The sequence below is a fragment of the Lysinibacillus sp. ZYM-1 genome (genome assembly GCF_001308875.1).
Classification (GTDB): domain Bacteria; phylum Bacillota; class Bacilli; order Bacillales_A; family Planococcaceae; genus Lysinibacillus.
Map to the genome: position 1 here is coordinate 23461 of NZ_KQ465115.1, position 20717 is coordinate 44177.

Consider the following 20717-nt stretch of genomic DNA (forward strand, 5'->3'; position numbering starts at 1 on the left):
TCCTTTATATTGATATGCTCGATTGAAAATCGGCATTTTCAACAATAGAGGTAGGGTGTTTTTTATAATCTCAAAACAATTCGTCAAAACCAACGCAAGGGTTTATGACAAATGAAGAAAGACCACCTTTTGATGGGTGATCTTGTATACTCCGTTTTCAAAGCTTGTTACTGATTTACCAGATAAACGGAATTAATTTTTTTGTTTTCTGTTTATATACTGTAAATTGTTCTCCGTACTTGTTCATTAGATAATCATCAGATTTTGGAATATATCCAAATACAAATACTAAGAATAGACCTAGAGGGATAAGCAAACTATAAATATTGTTAGAGATTAGCGCTAAACCCAATACCCAAAGGCAATCCCCAAGATAATTAATATGGATGGCATATTTAAACAAACCACCTGTATAGAGCTTCCCTTTATTAGCTGGATTGTCTTTAAAAGGTTTTCTTAGCAACTCCGAAACTGTGTTTAACATACTCCCCCCTAAAAACAATATCCAGCCTATAATAAGAACTGTTAAGTTTGGATCTTGATTACTAGTAATCATTAAGATAGGGAAACCTAAATAATAAATCCCAAAAGCTACACTATTCATAATGGCTTCTTGCCATGCTATACCTCTAGGCAACCATATAAACATCATAGCTGTTAATCGTAAAGCTGTAATAATTAAAGCAATAAAAAGCCCAAGTGAAATGCCTGATTTGTCATAAGTAATGAAAAGCAAATAATAGGCAATGACTAAATAGATAATTTCAGCAACTAAAATCAAGATTTTTTCTTTTATCGTTGGCTGGTTTATGCCATACATTGTATTACGCTCCTTCTTTTATTCATTTTATTGGAAAATATACTTCTACAATATTATTTTCCTCCGATGTGCTATAAGGATTCGTTTGATAAACTTCAAACGGGGCTCCATTCAGTTTATAGTTATTTTCTTCAATCCACATATGTAGCTTTGTATGAATAGAAGGTAATTCATCATAAGAACCAGTAAGCGTAGCCATTGCGCAAAGGCCGGGAAAAAACACTTTTGTTTTATTTGTAGCCTCTGCAAGGGGTATCGCAATTTCTACATCATATTTTTCTGGTATATATTCTGAGCTATGGAAAATTGCAAGTGGCTTTGCAATAGGTACTAAATTTTCAAACAAAATTTCACTAAACAACTCATTAAAGTGTAATAGAAAATCAGCGGTATTAATTTGTTTTCGTTGGGATAATATATGAAAGGTTAAGTGATTCATAAGTTTAATCTCAATTTTATCTAAGTAACCCATGATATGTTCCGCTTCATCTAACCGTTGAATATCTAGCTTTAGTTTTTTTAAAAGTGAACAATAAAATGTCATATGTTGTGTTAGTTTTTCTTGTTTAGCTTGCATTTTAGCGTTAAGAAAGTCGGTATCTTCCCAATTAGCTAGAATAACCTTGATTTCTTCAAGCGAAAATAAATAGTTTTTTAATCGCGTAATCAATAAAGCGGTTTCTAATTGGGAAAGATTATAGTAGCGATAGTAATTTTTACTGTCTATAAAAGCAGGCTTCAAAAGCCCAATTTCATCATAGTAGCGAAGCGTCTTCAACGTGAGATGCGATATTTTCGAAAACTCACCAATTGAAAGCATAATAATCACCTCCTTTTTTAAATTACTTTAAATATAATGTTTCCTGTAAGGGGAAGGTCAATTAATATAGTTAAATTTTATTTTTTGAGTAGAGAAAGCATCTATAGCTTTCGAGACCATTCAAATTTTTTACTGGCTGCACACCCTTTAATAAAAAGCAATTAGGCTTTGTTAGTTTATGTACATTACTTCACAATCTTAGTTGTGACACAAGTATAGATCCAATAAAAAAATCATCTCTCCATAAGAAATTTTAGAGGGAAGATGATTTTAAGCAATCTTTATTAAAAATTATTCAAACTTTGTTATTAATTAGATGATATATAATATTTATAGAGCCTTTTGGTAAATAATAGTCCAAGTAAAACACAAAAAGTTAGCCTTCTATACTTTTCACAAAGCCAGCATAATTTAATGATGGCTTTATAAAATATCGCTTCTTCCACCAAATATGTAGCATGCATCACGCAATCTGGTGTTGTCACTGAGAGCTAGTATGGATTAGATTTTTCCTAGTGTCTTAGCCTCCCCGCCAAAAGATATATCTTGTCATATACGCTAATTTTACCTTTTTTAGTGGATCTCTCAAATTTCTGTAGGTCATTATCAACCTTCATATAGCCCTAGATCATTAGAAAAAAACCATCTTTATTCCATTCTTAAAACGTCTCCACATTGTTATTTTATTGACATCTAACTGTAATATTACAATGCTAAAATCATTTTCGTATCAAATTTTAACATTGTAGGAGGAATTAAAGCATGAAGAGTAATAAAAAGTATAGATGGGGCATGAAATTAGCGGCATTGGCATTAAGCTCATCCGTACTTTTTTCAACAGTAGAATCAGCATCAGCTGCGACCTATACCGTTCAATCTGGTGATTCTTTATGGAAGATTGCCAATCAACACGGTGTATCCTATCAAACATTAATGAACTTAAATCATTTATCGTCTTCCAATATTTATATTGGGCAAAAATTAACGATCAATAAACAACTTTCTTCCACACCGAATACGTCATCCAAGTTACTACAGGTGGCTAAGCAACAATTAGGTGTCAAATATACATTTGGTGGAGTAAAACCAAGTACAGGCTTTGACTGCTCTGGCTATATCACATATGTCTTTAATAAATCTGGTATTTCAACACCACGCAAAACGGCTGCTGGATTTTATCTTTCAGCTAAAAAAGTAAGTACACCTCAAGTCGGAGATATAGTGTTTTTTGCTAATACATATAAAGCAGGAATTTCTCATGCAGGTATTTACATTGGCAATAATCAAATGATTAACGCTAGTAATGATGGCGTTAGTATTGCAAACATCAATAACTCCTATTGGAAAAAACATTTCGTTGGATACGGCCGTTTGTAAAAGAAAAAAACAGTTGGGACAGTCCCAACTGTTTTCCTATATATTTACCACTTTTTTCGGTTTCATCTTAGCAAGTCGTAGTAGATAAATAATAAAGACAACCCCGAGTAAACCTGCTCCTGATAAGTAAACATATGCATAACCTGCCTGTACGGCCACCATCCCTAAAATATAAGAACCTAGGGCAATGCCAAGGTCAAACATTGTAAAATAAGTTGCTGTTGCATAGCCACTTCGTTGGATAGCTGTGGATTGTACGGCTAATGCTTGCAAGCTTGTCGTAACAGCTCCGTAGCCAAAGCCTACAAAAATGGCTGCACTTAAAAATAGCACTGGACCTTCAACAAATGCTAGCATGATAAGCCCGATCGCAAAAGAGATAATACCAGGAATAATGACAAATTGCGGTCCCTTTGTATCATAAAGTTTACCTGTATATGGTCGTGTAATTAACATAGCTGCTGCAAACACGGCATAAAAGAGACTAGCAACAGCCATTAAATCTTTTTGCTGTGCATAGACCGATAAAAATGATAAAACACTTGCATACGAAAAAGCTACTAAACTAGCAATCGCTGCAACGGGCAATGCCTTACGCTCAAATAAATCGTGGAATTTAAATGTTAATTTCCCTTCATGTGCAGGCTTTGGTAAATCGTCAGTATTAACCGTTAATGCTAAAATGCCTCCAGCTAGAATACAAATACTCATGACAATAAATAACACGTTAAAAGTACTATATTGAATTAATAATAAACCGATAAATGGTCCAATTACGACAGCTAGATTCGTAGACATCGTGAAGTAACCTAAACCTGCCCCTTTTCGCTTTACTGGAACGATATCCGCAGCTAATGATCCTGCAGCCGTTGTAATAATACTAAAGAAAATCCCTTGAATAAATCGAAGACCAAGTAAAAGTCCAAATGGATGAATAAATAAATATAAGACGGTACAAATAAAATAGCCAGCGATGGATAGCACTAGTAATTTTTTCTTACCAAACACATCTAATAATTTTCCTGAAAACGGACGCACAATAATGGCTGATAATAAAAAGCCTGACAATAATAAGCCTGCTTCCTTATCTGTCTGATGTAATTCACCAATGGCATAAAGCGGCAAAGTTGTTACTAGTCCATAAAAAACAAAAAACACAGAGATATTTGTTAAAAAGAGACTGATGAAACGCTTTGTCCATATTTGTGTATTTTCCTCTTGCTGCATGTCAATCAACCTTTCATTTTTTCCAGTAATATCATAAACTGCTGCTGTTCCTCAGCAGTAAGTGATCCTACCATTTCTTCCTCAAATGCTAAAATAGTTTCTGTAATGGCTGGTAAGCGCTCCTCAGCCTGTGCAGTTAAGGTTACAATTTTTTCACGCTTATCCTCCCCGTCCAATCGTTGGACCCAGCCCAAGTTCTCTAATCGTGTAATAGCTCTTGTAATACTTGGTGCTTCTACATTTAAATATTTCCATATTTGCGTTAAAGTCATCGGCCCGTTTTTATGTAAGCAATATAAAATGGTCCATTGTGAGCTATATAAATGATGCTGCTTCAAGACTTCATTTAAGCAGTTTGTTAAATAACGACTTTTTTGGAATAAAGCATGGAATATCGGATTCATATGGTCTACCTCCTGAAAATTTATTTACCTAGCTAAATAAACTATACGCTTCATTTTTTCCTTTGTAAAGCAAGTAATATGATAAGGTGGATCAATCCTAAGCAGGAAATTTTTTGCATGTGTCGAATAAAGCTAGTAGATTCACAATGAAAAGGAGATGGAGTCATGGGGAATAAGGTTTTAATACTTGCTGGAGATGCAGTAGAGGCTTTAGAGATTTTTTATCCTTATTATCGTTGTCTTGAGGCAGGCTATGATGTCACAATTGCAGCACCATCTGTCAAGAAATTACAAACTGTATTACACGATTTTGTAGAGGGCGTTGATACATACATCGAGCGTCCTGCATACGGTTTAGAAGCACATGCCTCTTTTGCAGATGTTGATCCCACACAATTTGATGGTTTAATTATTCCTGGTGGTAGAGCGCCCGAATACATCCGTTTAAATGAACATGTGCCGACACTAGTGAGCCATTTCTTTGAAACCAATAAGCCAATTGCTGCTGTTTGTCACGCCGCACAAATTTTTGCTACTATCCCCGAAGTACTAAAAGGACGTGAGCTTACAGCTTATATTGCTTGTAAGCCAGAAGTTCAAGTAGCAGGGGCCACTTATATTGATGCCAATCTTCACACAGATGGCAACTTAGTAAGTGGACATGCTTGGCCCGATCTACCAGGCTTAATGCGTGAGTTTATACAAAAGTTAGAGGGTTAAAAAGTGAGGATGCCTAAACTTAGGCATCCCTTTTGCTTTTATGAAAGGCTTTCTTGTAATTCAATTTTTTCTACTTCTTGCGTGGAGGTTAGGTAGCTGATTCTTACATAAACTCCAAATTCCTTGTCGGATTGCTTAAGCCATAGCTTAAATTTTTCAATAGTTGACGTCCCATGTATTTCTTTCCCTTCATGTAAATAATCTATAATCTTTGCTTTAGGATATTTTGCCTGTACCTCTTCTACCGCTAGTTTCCCCCACTTAGCATAGGCTGGCGTTTCTTGCTGTGCCAAAACAATCTCAGGGATATGTAATGGCACAGCAAGCAGAATTCCAAGCGTTACATAAACGTTTTTCACTTAAACCCCTCCTAATTAAACTGTATAGAATGGTGATTAAAGTAAAAAATAAGAGCTCCAAAAGTATTTACTTAAGGAGCAAGATTTGTTATTGTTTCGGCTGTTGAGGATTATTATGAATGACTTGGTTAAACTCTGCTGAGTATTCTTCCCGATCATTCTTTTTATGTGTATCCTCTTTCTTTTTCTTTTTAAAGCTTGTTTTTCTTTTCTTCGCCATTGCTTACACCTCCAAATAGTTAGTTCTTTTTATTGGACTGTTGATTTTTATCATGATTCGTTTTATTGTTTTTATTTTTGGCCTTCGCATCAAATTCTGCCGCGAACTCCTCATTCAAGTTGTCATTCGGGTTGTTATTATTGCTATTACTTCTATCGAGGTCTTTGCTTTTGTAGGTGCCAAAAGGATTATGCGTTCTGACATTCATTGTTTTTTTGCTGTTTTTGTTATTTCGATTGCCCACAGTTCTTCACCTCCTACATGTAATTTGCTCAAGTAGTAGCGTTTATATGAGGTATTTTTTTCGGGCATTTATGTAAAAAAAGAATGAAATTCACTAACTCATGTTAGATAGACTAAACTAATAAGCGGATAATACGTTCAGTATAAGGACATATTTTATTACATAATATAAATGTTAAATATATTTCGAATCATCGTTATATTATTTACAACATAGGCAGGCTTCTTTGTAAGGCTCTTATTGACCCCTATTACAACAATAACCTTTTCTAATGCCATTAATTGTTGTTGTGAAAATTGATAAGAAAGGTGGATATGATTAAATATGATTAATGAATGATTTACTTTCAGTAAAAGAGGTTACAGAGAGAATGCCAAAAAGCGAAGAAACTATTAAGGTTACTTGTTGATCCTGAAAAGAAGACTAAGAATATGGGGGTGAAAAAGTCCGTGTGCAAGAAGTCATTTTAGAGAATAATGCCAAACGATACATGTTAGTCAATAATAATGGATTTCCTATACTGCCTGTAATGAAATATATAACGTTCCTCATTGTCTAATTTAAGCGAAGTAGGTGTCCTGCCTTAGCGACATATGCACAAAGCCTGAAGATAAGCAGAATTCATGTGTTGTAATAGAAAGATGATACTAACACGCAGAAATAATAGGTTTAGACCTCTTAAGCCCCCTTTGATATAGGGGTTGCCTTTGTATGTAGCCCAAATTTATGCTTAAAAATATAATTGGCTATAATAATAGCCAACATATTACAAAGGATATTTAATTAAGAAAAAAACAGCCATACTAGATGTAACATAACACCTAATCCGGCTATCTTATTATTTCAATTTATTAGAAATTTATATTCTACAATTATATTTCAACCTCTGTTTCAGACAAATTCAATGCTTTTCCGCCCACCTTTACCTCAATAATTTCTTTCCCTTGAGTGGTTAACGCTATAACTATTTCTGAAGGTTTTTTCATAGAGTAACCTTGCTCAACAGATATATTAATTACATTTTCCTGTTTAATTTCACCATATTTATATAGATAACATGAAAGGGCACCATTGGATGTACCAGTTGCAGATTCTTCTGGAATTCCATATAAAGGTGCCAAATTTCTACAGTGAGCATTTGAACCCTTTAGTGATTCAAGGGTAAAAATATGATAACCAATGGTATTATATTTACTACTGATATTTGTTACTTTTTCAAAATCTGGCTTTATAGAATTTAATATATCTAAGTTTCTAATCGGTACAAGTATATCCCTAAGGCCAGTAGATACAATTTGCACTGGTAGATCCTCCAACATTTCATCTATAGTAATATTTAAGGAATCTGCAATTTCTTCCTTGTCTATTATTTCATAATAGCTTGGAACATTTTGATCCATCATAATTGATCGGTCTTCCATTACTTCTACATTTAAAATTCCAGCCTTTGTTTCTTGAGAATACTTTCCTGGTTTAATATATCCTTGGCTTGAAAGTGTATAGAACGCTGCTATCGTTGCATGGCCACAAAGATCAACCTCTTCATTAGGTGTAAAGAATCTAACCTTGAAGTCAGCAAGGTCTGACTTCATGACAAAAGCAGTCTCACTAAAACCGATGATACCTGCTATTTTTTTCATGTCCTCATCTGATAGATAATCAGCGCTAAGTACCACTCCGGCAGGGTTCCCTCCCTCAATGGTTTTTGCAAATGAATTTAATGTATAAACTTTTAACTTCATTATATGATCCCTCCAAATTGTATATCGATTTTATATTTGCACGATTGTTCCAACATTCATTTCTTCTGCTTTTGATACAATATATTTTGAAACTGCAAGATCCTGCAATGCTATGCCAGTACTATCAAAAATCGTAATTTCTTCATCACTTGTACGTCCTTTCGCATTTCCAAGTATGAATTGTCCGATTTCAGTCAAATTGTTTTTGCCTAATATACCAGCCCTTATAGCACTTTGTGTTTCTCCGACTGTCGATGCTTGTGTAATATCATCTACATATACAGAAGCTACCTCAAAGATTTTTTCATCTATTTCCTGTTTTCCAGTCATGTCTGCCCCCACACAGCTGAAATGTATGCCTGGCTTAATCCACTCCTTAAAAATCAGTGGTTTTCGCGAAGGTGTTATCGTAATTACTGCATCGGTTTCTTCCAAAGCTTTCACTGGATTTTCTACAGCTACAAACTGAACAGACTCAATTCTTTGTTTCCAACTCTTATTATAAGTATCGTTGATATCATTTATGATTTTATCTAGTTCCGTCTTTATTGAATACTGGAATTTTGATGCATTTTCATATTTTACGGGGTCATATATATATACCTTGTTGATTGTCTGAACTTGAGATAGAGTGGCTGCTATTTGAAAAATCGCCTGAACTCCTGTACCTACAATCATTAGTGTTTTTGAATCTTGTTTTGACAAGTGTTTCACGCCTATTGAACCTGCTGCTCCAGTACGCATTCCTGTCAAATAACTTGCGTTGAGCATTGCCTTAGGAAACCCATTCTTCAAATCAAATAACATAGTCAGCCCAGTTATAGCTGGAAGCCCTTGATTTTTATTATCACCAAACCATGAAACGAGTTTTAATCCAAACACATCTTCTTCATTAAGCATCCCTGATTTAATATCCATTTCTGCCCTACCCTCAAAAATCACCTCAGATACCATGGAGAATAGTCTCACCTGATTGTTGGCTTTAAGCTCATAGGCTTTTTCTACACATGCTACTGTATTCTTGATATCAAGAATGTTCTTAACATCATTATCACTTAGAATTCTTATTGGTACCATAGTTATCATTATCCTTTAAAATTTTAATATCTTTCTGTGAATGTAATTGTATTTGAACAACAACAAAAAGTCTCCAACCATTCTTGGTTGTTATTTAACCAACCAAATGATAAAGTACAAATACTATGATTTTGGAGGAATTTTATGTGGGATATCAACTGGAGACCTGATAGAAATAATCCTTATCGATTGAATATACAGATTGTTAACTTCATAAAAGATAAAATAGCAACTGGAGAATGGCCAGTTGGTTTCAAATTGCCAAGTCAGCGGACACTTTCTGAAATTTTCTGTGTAAACAGAAGTACCGTAGTATCTGCCCTTGAAGAGCTGGCAGCTGAAGGCCTTATTAGCGGTAATGCTGGTGGAGGTACAAAAGTAATAAACAATACATGGACATTAATGTCCATTAATCATTCATATAATTGGCTTCCCTATATATCTTCGGGATTACATCAAAAAAATCAAAATATAATGCAGCAGATCAATCAGGCTGAATTCCAACCTGATATCATCCGAATGGGGTCCTGCGAACCTTCCCCTGAATTAATACCTAACAAAATGATTCAGGGCGTACTAAAAAAACTGTCTACGTCTATGGCGTCGCTGGGTTATGAAGAACCAAAAGGAAATATCCATCTAAGAAGAGAGGTATGCACATACCTTAAAACAATAGGAATAGGAGCTGATCCATCCTCAGTTTTGATTACCTCTGGTGTTTCGCAGGCACTGCAGCTTATTTCCCTTGGCCTTTTGCACACGAACTCAGTAGTATATGTTGAAAAACCATCCTACCTATACTCTCTTAGAACCTTTCAATCGTTCGGAATGCAGCTTTCGGGAATCAAGCTGGATGAAGAAGGTATAGAAATAAAAGAATTGGTTGATCGACATAGGCGGAGAAAAGGAGCAATGCTTTTTACAATACCTACTTTTCAAAATCCTACCGGGAGTGTCATGTCACTTGAAAGAAGAAAAACGCTTGTTGATGCGTGTGATAGGGAACATTTGCCTATTATCGAGGATGATGTATATAGGGAGCTTTGGTTTGATGAACAACCTCCACAGCCATTAAAGGCATTTGATAACAATGGACTTGTATTATATCTTGGTGGAGTATCGAAGAATTTAAGTCCTGGTCTTAGGATTGGATGGATTGTTGGATCAGAAAAAGTCATTGAAAGATTGGCAGATATAAAAATGCAAACTGATTATGGAACCAGCTCACTCTCTCAAAATGTAACCACAGAACTATTCTCTAGTGGTCTTTATTATCAGCATAACGATATAATGAGGAAAAATGTTAAGATCCGAAGAGATGTTGCTCTTGAAGCATTAAAGAAATATTTTACCGGCATCGGTACATGGAGTATCCCTAGGGGCGGCTATTTCATCTGGCTTAAGTTAAATGAAGGTATATCTATGTACCAGCTTTTTACTAAGGCCTTAAGTCGGAAAATACTTGTTCACCCTGGAAATTTGTATGAGTTTCATTCTGATCAATATTTAAGAATTTCTTATTCTTATGCATCCTTAAATGAAATTGACTATGGAATTAAAACTCTTTCAGAATTGGTAGCAGAACAAACTTTTTAAGTTTCATATAGAGATTTAAATATGGCAGATAATTACAAAAATGAGTATTGAATAACCAATGTATGAGATTAGAAAATCTGGCAGCTAAAAGGGATTTGTACCACAAGAAAATCGAACAGGTTTCTTTTATAAGCAGAAATGCTTTTTCTAATGAGGTATGTTAATTGAATAACAAAGGACATAACATATTAGTCATATATAATATGTTATGTCCTTTTTATTTCACTTTTTTTATACTAAGTCTGGATAATTTGTCTTAGTCATGTTCATTCTTATCTGTCTCTAGACAACCGTATATTCCGTTATATTTAGTAATGCTCCCACAGCTCCAGAAAAGCCATGATCATTAATAAAGACAGGTGTATGCTTTTTCGTGCGTGTATAATTGGCGATCACTCGGGTAAGATGTTCATTATTGCTGAGAGTCGATCCAATATAAACGATATGCTGTGTATTTTTTTCTTCGGCATATTGAATACTAAGTGTTGTGATTACTTCACCAACGAGTCCCTGAACAGTTGCAATAATATCCTCAGCCGGGTGTTGCAGTGATTGTGTGATGCCAACTTTACCAAAATTACTCGCAGTTAAATGACCGTCAATAGGTGTATCCATTCCTTGATAAATGTCTTTGACTAATAAATCTATACCTTCTCGATTGCCATTTGCAGCCATCTCGCGAATTTCATTATAATCTGTAATGCCTGTTGTAAGCGCTGACAATCCTATTAATGTCCCGCCACCAACGCCTGTCCCACCTACGCGTATATGTGTATTGTCTTCCATATAATGAATGGAAGTACCAGTTCCGATATTAGTAATCATACTACGTTCAAATAAGTAGCCTTCTTTATTCAACAAAAAACGAACACCTTTTAATGTAGCTTCAAATTCTACTATATAATGAATCGATTTCATTGTTTTAATGACATCAAGTAATTGTTCTGTACGTCCCCCCGTAACACCAATATCCTCAATATCTGGATGATCAATAATCCAATTTTTCACAGACAACAAATCATTTGACGGAAAGGTTGTTAAAATAAGTTCATTGTCTTGATCTAAATATGCAACCTTTGTCAATGTGCCACCTGCATCAATACCTATAGCCTTTGGCATACAATTCTCCTTTGTGTTTATTACGTAACTTCATCTATTTAATGACCATTACGCTAGTAGTCAGGCAACTCATCAAGTTTCATGCCTTCATTGGTGTCAAGGATTTTGCAAGGAGTTTTGGTGTGCCAAAATCCTGACTAACTAGTTATTATACGAGAGCTTGAAGCTCTGTACAGTTCCCCAAATCGTGTAATGATATTTTCGCCCTTTCTAAACTTTAACGCTGTTGAAATGATTGTGCAATAACTTCATAAACATTCATGAAAAAATCACGAAAAATATCAAAATTTTTCTAATCTACTGCGGAATCTTGACGAATTATAATACTTTATCACCATTCTACTAAAAAAACAAAAAAAGTGAAAATGCACTGCTTGAACACAGGCATTTCCACTTTTTCTATTACATTTTGTAATTATTGAGCTGAATAACCACCATCAATCACTAACTCAGCACCTGTTATATAAGAAGCTTCATCTGATGCTAAAAATAAGATTGCATTGGCTACTTCCTCAGGTTGGCCAAGACGTCCCATTGGTGTAGTTTTTACCAACATGTCCATGGCTTCTTTTGCTTCAGATAATTTGGCTGTCATTGGTGTTTCAATAACACCTGGGAAAACCGTATTGACACGGACATTGAAAGCACCTAGCTCTGTAGCTGCTGCACGAGCAATCGCGCGTAAAGAGCCTTTAGATGCTGTGTAGGCATTGAAGCCTGCACCAATAATCGCTGTGTAAGAGGCTGTATTGACGATTGAGCCCTTTCCTGCTTCCTTCATATATTTAGCCGCATGTTTAATGCCAAGGAATGGACCAAAAGCATTGATATTGTGCATGATTGTCCAATCAGCTTGTGTAATTTGATCTGGACCTTTTTCTGATGAAATACCTGCATTGTTAATCAAAATATCAATTCGGCCATATTTTTCGACAATTACTTTTGTCACTTCTGCCCAGTTTTCATCAGATGAAACATCCAATTTCATGCCCTCTACATTTTCAAGCTCTGAGATTTTTGCTAGGTTCTCCTCGTTAATATCAGCTGCAATGACTGTAGCACCTTCTTGTGCAAACAATTTTGCCATTGCTGCTCCCATTCCTGAGGCGCCGCCTGTAATCATAGCAATTTTATTATTTAAACGTCCCATTTCTTTAAACTTCCTCTCTCGTGAGATTTGTGTTGTTGTACTAGCATAAACCCGCACTTTTTGGCCACACAAAAGGTATAGGTTTAAATAGTTTACTATTAAACTATATCATTATTAGGAACCGTTTTCAAAGAATATCTCCCTATTCATGAACAATCTGTTTTATCTTTCCCTATTTTTACGATACGATATACTATAGATGTGGAACCATTTGAACGGAGGAATACGAGTGAAAGATCAAAAAACACTTTATAAAGAAGCGATGCAGGTTTTAAAAGATACAAGTCGCACTTTTTATATACCTATCACTTTCTTAAAAAATGATTTAAAAGTATCGGTAGCAGCTGCCTATTTAGCGATGCGTGCCATAGATGAAATAGAAGACCACGAACAGCTTTCTAATGATGTAAAATTTGATTTACTATCGGCAACGAGTGAGCTATTAAAGGGCACATTTAACGAAGAGGCTTATCAAGCGTTGTTAGCTCCTTATGCAGAACAGCTTCCTGAAGTGTCGCTCCGATTAGCAGATTGGCTAACATTCTGCCCTGAGGAATCACGGAAAATAGTACAGGCTTCTACAAGTGAAATGGCATTTGGTATGGCAAAGTGGGCAAAAGCCAATTGGCAGGTGCATACACGAGAGGACTTAGATGATTATACATACTACGTAGCAGGGCTTGTAGGGACAATGTTGTCTGAGCTTTGGGCGTGGGGTGCAGACGTTCAAACTGATCGCGAGTTAGCAATCGGCTACGGTCGTGGACTTCAAGCGGTCAATATCTTACGTAATCAGCATGAAGATCTTGATGAACGTGGCGTAAGTTTCGTTCCTGATGGTTGGACACGTGAGGATTTATTTGCTTATGCTGAGGAAAATTTGGCAAAAGCAGATCTCTATATGAAAGATATTCATAAGCGCACAATTTTGCTATTCTGTCGCTTGCCACTTGCTTTAGCCCATAAAACATTGAAGGCTATGCAAGAAGGACGAGAAAAAATGACGCGCACAGAGGTTGAACAAACTGTGGAAGAGGTACAGGCCGACTAAAAATGATCAAGCCCCAGTAAACCAATACTGGGGCTTTTCCTATTTACGTATAAATAAGTTTAACAATCAATTCATAGCTCAAATAAATGGAGAGCATTGACAATAACATAAGCACGACGTTTTCCACCTTACTCCCTGTTTTCGTCGTTAGTGGAAAACGAATAGATATAGTCGCGGGGAAAAATAATTTTACCCCTTTCTTCGTACACATATCTAGCACGATGTGACTAGCCATACCAATGATTATTCCAATAGAAATTGCCTTGTACGGAACGAAAGTATGTAATACCAACGACATGAACAATAAAAACAGCAAACTATGGGTAAAGGAACGATGGCCAAATACCATATTCACCAGCTTCGATACGATAGGAAATTTCCGACCAATTTTACTACCTCTATGACATATATCTGGAAGTAATGCGCCGATAACACCTGCACCTACTAAGACAAGTGGGTTATCATTTGAAAACTGTGCAAAGGCTAGACTTGCCGTGATGCCCCCAACAATATGGGTATTCCCTTGCATAAATTACTTCCACCCTTCTTACGCTTATTGTGAACCTTCTTAATGTAACATAAATCCGCCCATTAGGGAACATACATTCCGAACATACGCTCGAAAATATTTTCATCCAATAATTGTATAGCTATAAAATATATGGCTAAAAATAAGGATGGAGGTTATTTATGAAAGCTTATAAAGGACTACTTTTAATTTTTTTGACGATGGGCAGTAGCGTATTTCTTTGGTATTTTGCTACACCAATTGCCCCTATTCATCCACTGAGCAAGCTTGGTCATATCATCGGGGGCTTAGCGATTACAGGACTATTCCTTGTGTTTCTTTTCGCTACAAAAAATAAATTACTAGAGCGTTGGTTCAATGGGCTAGCGCGACTCTATTTTTATCATAAAGTACTGGCCATTTTTTCACTTGGATTCATCATTATACATGGTCAATTACAAAAAATGGTTCCTGATGAAGAACTGCCACAAACTTCACTTCATGAATGGGCTAAAGAGCTTGGCGAGCTCGCACAATATGGCTTTATCATCCTGATTGTACTAGCATTCTTAGCAAAATTTTTAAAGTATGAGCATTGGCGCTGGTTACATCGCCTACTGCTTCTTCCTTATACAGTAGGCATTTACCATACTTATTTTTCTAGCCAATATGATTTATTACAGCCCTCAGCTATAGCAATTTTCACAGCCCTTACAACAACCATTGGATTTATGTCTGCCCTGTATATGATGACGATGTATCAAGATATGTTCTTTCCTTACAGCGGATCTATTTCCAACATTCAAAAACTGAATTCCCATGTCATTGAATTAGAACTGACCCTCACGAAAAAGCTCCATTATCGTCCAGGGCAATTTCTCTTTATAAAAATCTTTCAAGAGGGCATTGAAAAAGCACCACATCCTTTCTCCATTTCGGGTGGCGATGGAGAAAAAATTATAGTGACAATAAAAACAGTTGGAGATTTTACAAGGCAGGTTTACGACCACATTCAAATGAATACCCCAGTTGCCGTCGATGGTCCATTTGGCCATTTCAACTTTGACAAAGGTGCCAATCAACAACTATGGATTGCTGCTGGCATTGGCATTACACCATTTCTTGCCTATTTACAAACAAAGCCTGAAAAGAAAATTGATTTATATTATTCCTTTCATGGTCTAGATAATATTGTATACAAGGATTTTTTACAGAATTATGCGCAAACAAATGATCATTTCACGGTCACTTTTATCGATACGACACAGGAAGACAGGCTCTCTTTTGACCACTTGACCATACCAAAACAGACAAGTATTTATATATGTGGACCCGAAAAAATGATCAAACAATTCAAATCGTCCGCTCCTACTAGCAAGATAGAGTGGGAGGGATTTATATTCAGATAAAAAGAGGGTACATCTAGTACCCTCTTCTATTAAACATGAAATTTAGCCGTTTCTTCCTGCAAATATTGAGCTAGTTGGGCCAGCTGCTCTGTTGCTACAGCCATCTCATTCATGGTAGAGGCCTGTTGCTCAGTGATCGCTGATACATGTAATGTTTGATCATTTGTTGCCATTGCCTGTTGGCTAATCGCCTGCACTTTCTCTGTGACCTCCTGGAGATTATGAAAAACATCTTGTGTCGTTTCCTTTGTGTTACACATTGTATTTTGTAGCCTTTCAATAGCAGAAGTAATTGTATCGAAAGTATTGCCAGCTTGCTTTACAGCATCAATTCCTTGATGCACAATCTTTCGACTTTGCTCCATCATCATCCCTGCTTCATTGATTTGCTCCTGTATCGTCAACACAACTTTCGCAATGTCCGAAGATGTGCGGCTTGTTTGATCAGCAAGTGCTTTGACTTCTCCTGCCACGACGGCAAAACCTTTTCCAGCCTCACCTGCTCGAGCTGCCTCAATAGCTGCATTCAGGGATAATAAATTGGTTTGCTCTGTAATGGCTGATATTAACTGACTCATTTTTTCAATTTGTGCCGACTGCTCCTTCAAGTTGCTAACTAAACTCGCACTTTTGTCGACCTGTGCATGGAGCTGGACAAAGTCTTCCACAAAAACGCGAATTTTTTTTGAGCCATCTGTTGCTATATCAGAGGTCGTTACTGACTGTTGGACGGCATCATTCAAATCATCCATAGCCGACTTCATATTCTGTCCTACTTGAGTTGTGACAGTTACTAGTTGCCCACTGACTAGTTGTTGTGCACTAGTATTCTCAGCAACATCTTGCATAGAAATGGCTACCTCCGTAACGGTTTTATTGACCTCCTGTACACTTGCCGTTAATTCCTCGGCAGTTGAAGCAACCGTCTCTGTCTCGGTAACAATCCGTTGCATCATCTTACTTAATGCTTCCACAGAATCATTATAATAGCGAGCCATTTCACCAAATTCATCTTTCGTCTGGACAGCCATCTTTTGGGTTAAATCACCTGTAGCGAGATAGCCTAAATATGTATTCATCGTTGTTACTTCCGTTCTAATATAGCGAGCTAAAAAATAGATAATCATCGCCATCAATACAATGAGAATCAAGCTAATCACTATTTGTTGCTGGAGCATTGCTTGTACCTCGCTATAAAGCTCATTCGTGGGCACCAGTAAAACTAGTTTCCAAGGCATATTCTGTATTTCTTTATATTGGAGCGTAAAATCAATACCTTCAATTGTTGTATGTATTAGCTTTTGCTGCCCTGATAATTGTTCAATGGGTATATTCAAAAACTCTTGAATCGTCCCTTTATTTACTTTTTCAGCATCAGGATGCGTTAAAAAACCTCCATTTTCTTCTATTAAAAATGCATAGCCACTATTACGTATTTTCACATCGGATACAATAGATTGGATCGAATCTAACACATAATCCCCTGTAATCACACCAATTGACTTTTGATCTTTTACAATTTGAGTGCTAAAAGAAATAAACATTTCTCCCAATGCTTCATCAAAATATGGGGCTGTATGGGCAACTTCGGCGGAATGAATACTGTTGCGATACCACTCCTGTTCATGAAAATGATAGGCAGGATTCTCATAAATATCAGTCGTTACGACCTTTCCTCCTTCTTTATAAGCATACGGTCCAAAAAGCTCACCCTTTACTACATCTTCCTCTAGCCAGAGTCCCATACCATATGTTTCTTTATTCAACGGCAATAACTGCTGAACAAAGCGAGTAAATTGCGGTCTTGTCATCATACTATCAGCCGATTCTATCGTTGTTTTTGCACTATTAATGAGTTGTATATGCGAATGTAATTTACTCTCTACAGAGCTTGTAACATCATCCGCTAGTAAGGACATTTCATTTTCAATAGAGCTTTCAAGTTCATTGGATGCGCTCAAATAATTCATGATGGACATACCACCTAGAAAGACAATAATGACAGGAATAAGTATCCCTATTTTTTCCATAATTTTTTAATTACCCATTAACCTTTTCATCCAACTTCACTCCAACCTATTATTTTTGCTCTATTCCCTTTCTAGTATAAATGGAGGATGTCTACCTAAATATGTTTTTTTTGTAATTTTTCATATAGCTTGATAGAAAAAGTCTTCATTCAAGAATCTTTAATTCAGGCAATTTACTTGGAATATGAAATCATTTATCGTATAGTAAAAACGCATCTTATAATGAAGGAGCCAAAATTAATGACAGTAACAAAAAACCATTTAAATAAAGTCATGCATGACCGTAAATCTGTTCGCAAATACGACGAAAATTATAAAATACCTCAAGCACAACTAAAAGAACTACTTGAAGAAGCAACATCTGCGCCATCTTCTAGTAACTTACAGCCATGGCGTTTTTTAGTCATTCAAGATGAAGCCATCAAAAAAGAGTTACGTGCCATTGCTAACAATCAAGAACAAGTGGAAACTTCTTCTGCTATTATTGCTGTTCTAGGCGATACAAAAATGTACGAAAATGCTGAGGCAATCTATACGAAAAATTTTGATCTTGGTTATATCGATGAAGCAACAAAAGATTTAATGATTAATAACTCTATCAACTTATATTCTAAGCTTCCTCAAGAAGTTTTAAAAAATATCGTTACATTTGATGCTGGTCTAATTTCCATGCAAATCATGCTTTTAGCAAAAGACATGGGCTATGATACAGTGCCAATGGGTGGATTTAATAAAGAAGCCTTCGCTAAACACTTTGATTTAGCCGATCATATCGTACCCGTTCTTTTAATTGCGATTGGTAAAGCAGCAGCTCCAGCCTATAATTCTTCTCGTATTGAGCTAGAGCATATCGCCAAGTTTATGTAATACATGTGAAATTGTCACCTTCCTATACGGTAAGGTGCTTTTTTTATGAATTTTTTGGCATGTAAGGAGCCATCACAAACATAGGATAGTAATGTTTGTGAGCAACAAAAGTAGAAAAACTCTAAAAATGATTCTCTAAAACTAGCATAATAATTTTCCCAAGGATATTTTTTGCATTTTTTTCATTCATTACTCAAAAAATCATCATGTAAGACTTAAGAGAAGTTTTTATTCTAGTACATTTGTGCGATTTCTACTAAAAATTACATATAAATGGTTGTAGATTAAACACAATGGGATTGGTATGATTAGGAGGTATTTTCTTAAGAAGGGAGGTTTTACTGATGGATTATAATGATTCATATTATTACTCTGATTTAGATGCAGCCCTAGGCGGCTTATTTATTGTAATTATTTTAGCATCTCTGGTTATTGGTTTAATCGCCTACATTATTAGTGCACTAATTTATTTTATGACATCTAAAACAAATGGTTTTGGGGATGTAGCCTATATCGCTTGGATTCCTATTATTAATGTATACAGTCTTTTCTTGCTGACTGCTGGTGGAGAAAATCGGGAAACGATTCGTGCAACAGCTTTAAAAAATACGCTCATTTATGCGGGCTTGTTAATCGTTTCACTTATTATTCCATTTATCGGCTTACTCGCATCTATAGGTGCTGCAGGCTTTACATTGTATTTCACATATCGCCTATTCTATCGCTGGTGCGGTGAAACTGGTAAAGCAGTACTATACACGATTTTAATGATTATTACAGGCGGATTGTTCTTTGCTATTTACGGTTTAATGCGCATGAACAAACCATTCGTTGCCTAATTCACCATCAAAAACCTCTTTATGTCTTCAGACTAAAGAGGTTTTTTGGCGTATTTTTACATAATAATGTCGCATAGTTTTAGGAATTCCTTTTAATGCAAAGAAGCCATTGTATACTAAATATCGAACTCTATATTCTAAATAAAAGATGTTTGGTGGTGCTTCCATTCTTGTAAGTAGTTCTAAAAGAAATGTTCCTGTTTGAATAAAATCTATGTTTCCTTGTTCCCGATGTAGTTGTTCGAGTGTCGTCACAATGAATGAGTCATAATAATTCTCTGGTACCGTTTGAACGTGCTGATGCTGCCATTGACGGAAAATCTCTTTTGATTGCATCAGACTTTCCCATTGCTGGAGTAGCATCTGGTGTTCCTTGACTGACAGTTGCTTTACTTCATACAGATCTGGGTTCCATTGACGATTGATCGCATGCTGATCAGCAGTGTCTATGAGAAAAATATCATTAGGATGTTCACGTAGTAAAAAAAGGAAAAATCGAAGCCCACATTGCTCTTCTGTATTGTTTCCGTACCAAATATAGATGGGTAAATGCATCGGAATATCGCGTATTTCTCTGATCACATTTATCAATTTAGTATGACCAACAAAATCATCCATCTCATCATTGATATTTTCTATTAACCACTCGTGGCGAAATACCTGTCCTCTTCTTTCATCCAGTTTCCACAGCGGTCCGATAGACAAATCCTCCGGAAAGCCAATGACATATTTTGGTGGAGCAAGTGCCACTCGTAATGAACCTGCGGCAGATTCTGAGCAAACGATATGTACCTTTTGTGCATTTGTCATAGTCACACATTTTCTTTGTTGCTGAATGTAATCATTAATAATGTCTACCATATCACTGAGTTGATCCGGCGCAACCCAAAAGGACCACCCCTCCTTAGGATTTCTTCCTTCATGCCGAAAAGCTGTAAAAGGCTCTGATGGCTGAAGCTCATACCCCTTCCATTCACCCTTTTCCATCACATTTGTAAGTGTGACATAATCGAAATTTTGAATTTTGTATACGAACACCTGATTTCGTTCACATAAAAAATATATAAATGGATCGTGCATAATTGTTTCCATTTACTTAACCTCCTTCATAATGACCATCTCTTTCATCATTTTTCAA

21 protein-coding genes are annotated in these 20717 nt (G+C 36.0%); 7 read left to right on the plus strand and 14 right to left on the minus strand.

The genetic code is table 11. The features are described from left to right. Positions 1-175 precede the first annotated feature (175 nt). A complete protein-coding gene (locus tag AO843_RS09840; RefSeq protein ID WP_054610949.1) occupies positions 176-820 on the minus strand; it encodes a methyltransferase family protein in 645 nt (214 codons plus the stop codon). Between the two features lie 22 nt (positions 821-842). Further along, entirely contained in the window at positions 843-1640 is a 798-nt protein-coding gene (locus AO843_RS09845) for a MerR family transcriptional regulator (RefSeq protein ID WP_054610950.1), read from the minus strand. Positions 1641-2402: 762 nt separating this feature from the next. Between AO843_RS09845 and AO843_RS09850 the strand changes: the two genes are divergently transcribed. Next, positions 2403-3017, plus strand: coding sequence for a C40 family peptidase (locus AO843_RS09850; RefSeq protein ID WP_054610951.1), 615 nt, complete (start codon positions 2403-2405; stop codon positions 3015-3017). A gap of 36 nt (positions 3018-3053) precedes the next feature. On the opposite strand, the gene AO843_RS09855 is transcribed toward AO843_RS09850, so the two are convergent. Then, entirely contained in the window at positions 3054-4244 is a 1191-nt protein-coding gene (locus tag AO843_RS09855) for an MFS transporter (RefSeq protein ID WP_054610952.1), read from the minus strand. A gap of 5 nt (positions 4245-4249) precedes the next feature. Then, complete coding sequence (locus AO843_RS09860; protein ID WP_054610953.1) at positions 4250-4648, minus strand: MarR family winged helix-turn-helix transcriptional regulator; 399 nt, start codon at positions 4646-4648, stop codon at positions 4250-4252. Positions 4649-4813: 165 nt separating this feature from the next. Here AO843_RS09860 and AO843_RS09865 point away from each other — a divergent pair, with 165 nt between their 5' ends. Continuing rightward, positions 4814-5368, plus strand: a complete 555-nt coding sequence (locus AO843_RS09865; RefSeq protein ID WP_054610954.1) for a DJ-1/PfpI family protein — start codon at positions 4814-4816, stop codon at positions 5366-5368. Between the two features lie 38 nt (positions 5369-5406). Here the strand turns inward: AO843_RS09865 and AO843_RS09870 are convergent, their stop codons facing one another. The 5 genes from AO843_RS09870 to AO843_RS09885 all read right to left on the minus strand — a co-directional run bounded on the left by AO843_RS09870 (position 5407) and on the right by AO843_RS09885 (position 9010). Beyond that, complete coding sequence (locus tag AO843_RS09870) at positions 5407-5727, minus strand: DUF3889 domain-containing protein (RefSeq protein ID WP_054610955.1); 321 nt, start codon at positions 5725-5727, stop codon at positions 5407-5409. Positions 5728-5815: 88 nt separating this feature from the next. Beyond that, positions 5816-5947 (minus strand): hypothetical protein, encoded by a 132-nt coding sequence (locus tag AO843_RS25365; RefSeq protein WP_004269370.1) that lies wholly within the window; start codon positions 5945-5947, stop codon positions 5816-5818. 19 nt (positions 5948-5966) lie between these two features. Continuing rightward, complete coding sequence (locus AO843_RS09875; protein ID WP_082389436.1) at positions 5967-6191, minus strand: hypothetical protein; 225 nt, start codon at positions 6189-6191, stop codon at positions 5967-5969. A gap of 872 nt (positions 6192-7063) precedes the next feature. Beyond that, the gene (locus tag AO843_RS09880; protein ID WP_054610956.1) at positions 7064-7933 is read right to left on the minus strand and encodes a PhzF family phenazine biosynthesis protein; all 870 of its coding nucleotides are present in this window, start codon (positions 7931-7933) and stop codon (positions 7064-7066) included. A gap of 30 nt (positions 7934-7963) precedes the next feature. Continuing rightward, positions 7964-9010, minus strand: a complete 1047-nt coding sequence (locus AO843_RS09885; protein WP_054610957.1) for an ornithine cyclodeaminase family protein — start codon at positions 9008-9010, stop codon at positions 7964-7966. A gap of 144 nt (positions 9011-9154) precedes the next feature. On the opposite strand from AO843_RS09885, the gene AO843_RS09890 reads away from it, so the two are divergent. Beyond that, positions 9155-10606: an aminotransferase-like domain-containing protein gene (locus AO843_RS09890; RefSeq protein WP_054610958.1), complete on the plus strand. Its 1452-nt coding sequence runs from the start codon at positions 9155-9157 to the stop codon at positions 10604-10606. Between the two features lie 282 nt (positions 10607-10888). On the opposite strand, the gene coaW is transcribed toward AO843_RS09890, so the two are convergent. Then, a complete protein-coding gene (gene coaW, locus AO843_RS09895) occupies positions 10889-11725 on the minus strand; it encodes a type II pantothenate kinase (protein WP_054610959.1) in 837 nt (278 codons plus the stop codon). Between the two features lie 415 nt (positions 11726-12140). Then, positions 12141-12875, minus strand: coding sequence for an SDR family NAD(P)-dependent oxidoreductase (locus AO843_RS09900; RefSeq protein ID WP_054610960.1), 735 nt, complete (start codon positions 12873-12875; stop codon positions 12141-12143). A 229-nt stretch (positions 12876-13104) separates the two neighbouring features. Between AO843_RS09900 and AO843_RS09905 the strand changes: the two genes are divergently transcribed. Beyond that, the gene (locus tag AO843_RS09905; protein WP_082389437.1) at positions 13105-13926 is read left to right on the plus strand and encodes a squalene/phytoene synthase family protein; all 822 of its coding nucleotides are present in this window, start codon (positions 13105-13107) and stop codon (positions 13924-13926) included. Positions 13927-13969: 43 nt separating this feature from the next. Here AO843_RS09905 and AO843_RS09910 read toward each other — a convergent pair whose 3' ends face one another. Continuing rightward, positions 13970-14455: a metal-dependent hydrolase gene (locus tag AO843_RS09910; RefSeq protein ID WP_054610962.1), complete on the minus strand. Its 486-nt coding sequence runs from the start codon at positions 14453-14455 to the stop codon at positions 13970-13972. A 161-nt stretch (positions 14456-14616) separates the two neighbouring features. Between AO843_RS09910 and AO843_RS09915 the strand changes: the two genes are divergently transcribed. After that, positions 14617-15843, plus strand: coding sequence for a ferredoxin reductase family protein (locus AO843_RS09915; protein ID WP_054610963.1), 1227 nt, complete (start codon positions 14617-14619; stop codon positions 15841-15843). A gap of 29 nt (positions 15844-15872) precedes the next feature. On the opposite strand, the gene AO843_RS09920 is transcribed toward AO843_RS09915, so the two are convergent. Next, the gene (locus AO843_RS09920; protein WP_231630113.1) at positions 15873-17813 is read right to left on the minus strand and encodes a methyl-accepting chemotaxis protein; all 1941 of its coding nucleotides are present in this window, start codon (positions 17811-17813) and stop codon (positions 15873-15875) included. A 300-nt stretch (positions 17814-18113) separates the two neighbouring features. Between AO843_RS09920 and AO843_RS09925 the strand changes: the two genes are divergently transcribed. Beyond that, complete coding sequence (locus AO843_RS09925) at positions 18114-18740, plus strand: nitroreductase family protein (protein WP_054610964.1); 627 nt, start codon at positions 18114-18116, stop codon at positions 18738-18740. A gap of 344 nt (positions 18741-19084) precedes the next feature. Then, the gene (locus tag AO843_RS09930) at positions 19085-19579 is read left to right on the plus strand and encodes a hypothetical protein (RefSeq protein WP_054610965.1); all 495 of its coding nucleotides are present in this window, start codon (positions 19085-19087) and stop codon (positions 19577-19579) included. 27 nt (positions 19580-19606) lie between these two features. Here AO843_RS09930 and AO843_RS09935 read toward each other — a convergent pair whose 3' ends face one another. Beyond that, the gene (locus AO843_RS09935) at positions 19607-20671 is read right to left on the minus strand and encodes a DUF1835 domain-containing protein (RefSeq protein WP_054610966.1); all 1065 of its coding nucleotides are present in this window, start codon (positions 20669-20671) and stop codon (positions 19607-19609) included. Between the last annotated feature and the right edge of the window lie 46 nt (positions 20672-20717).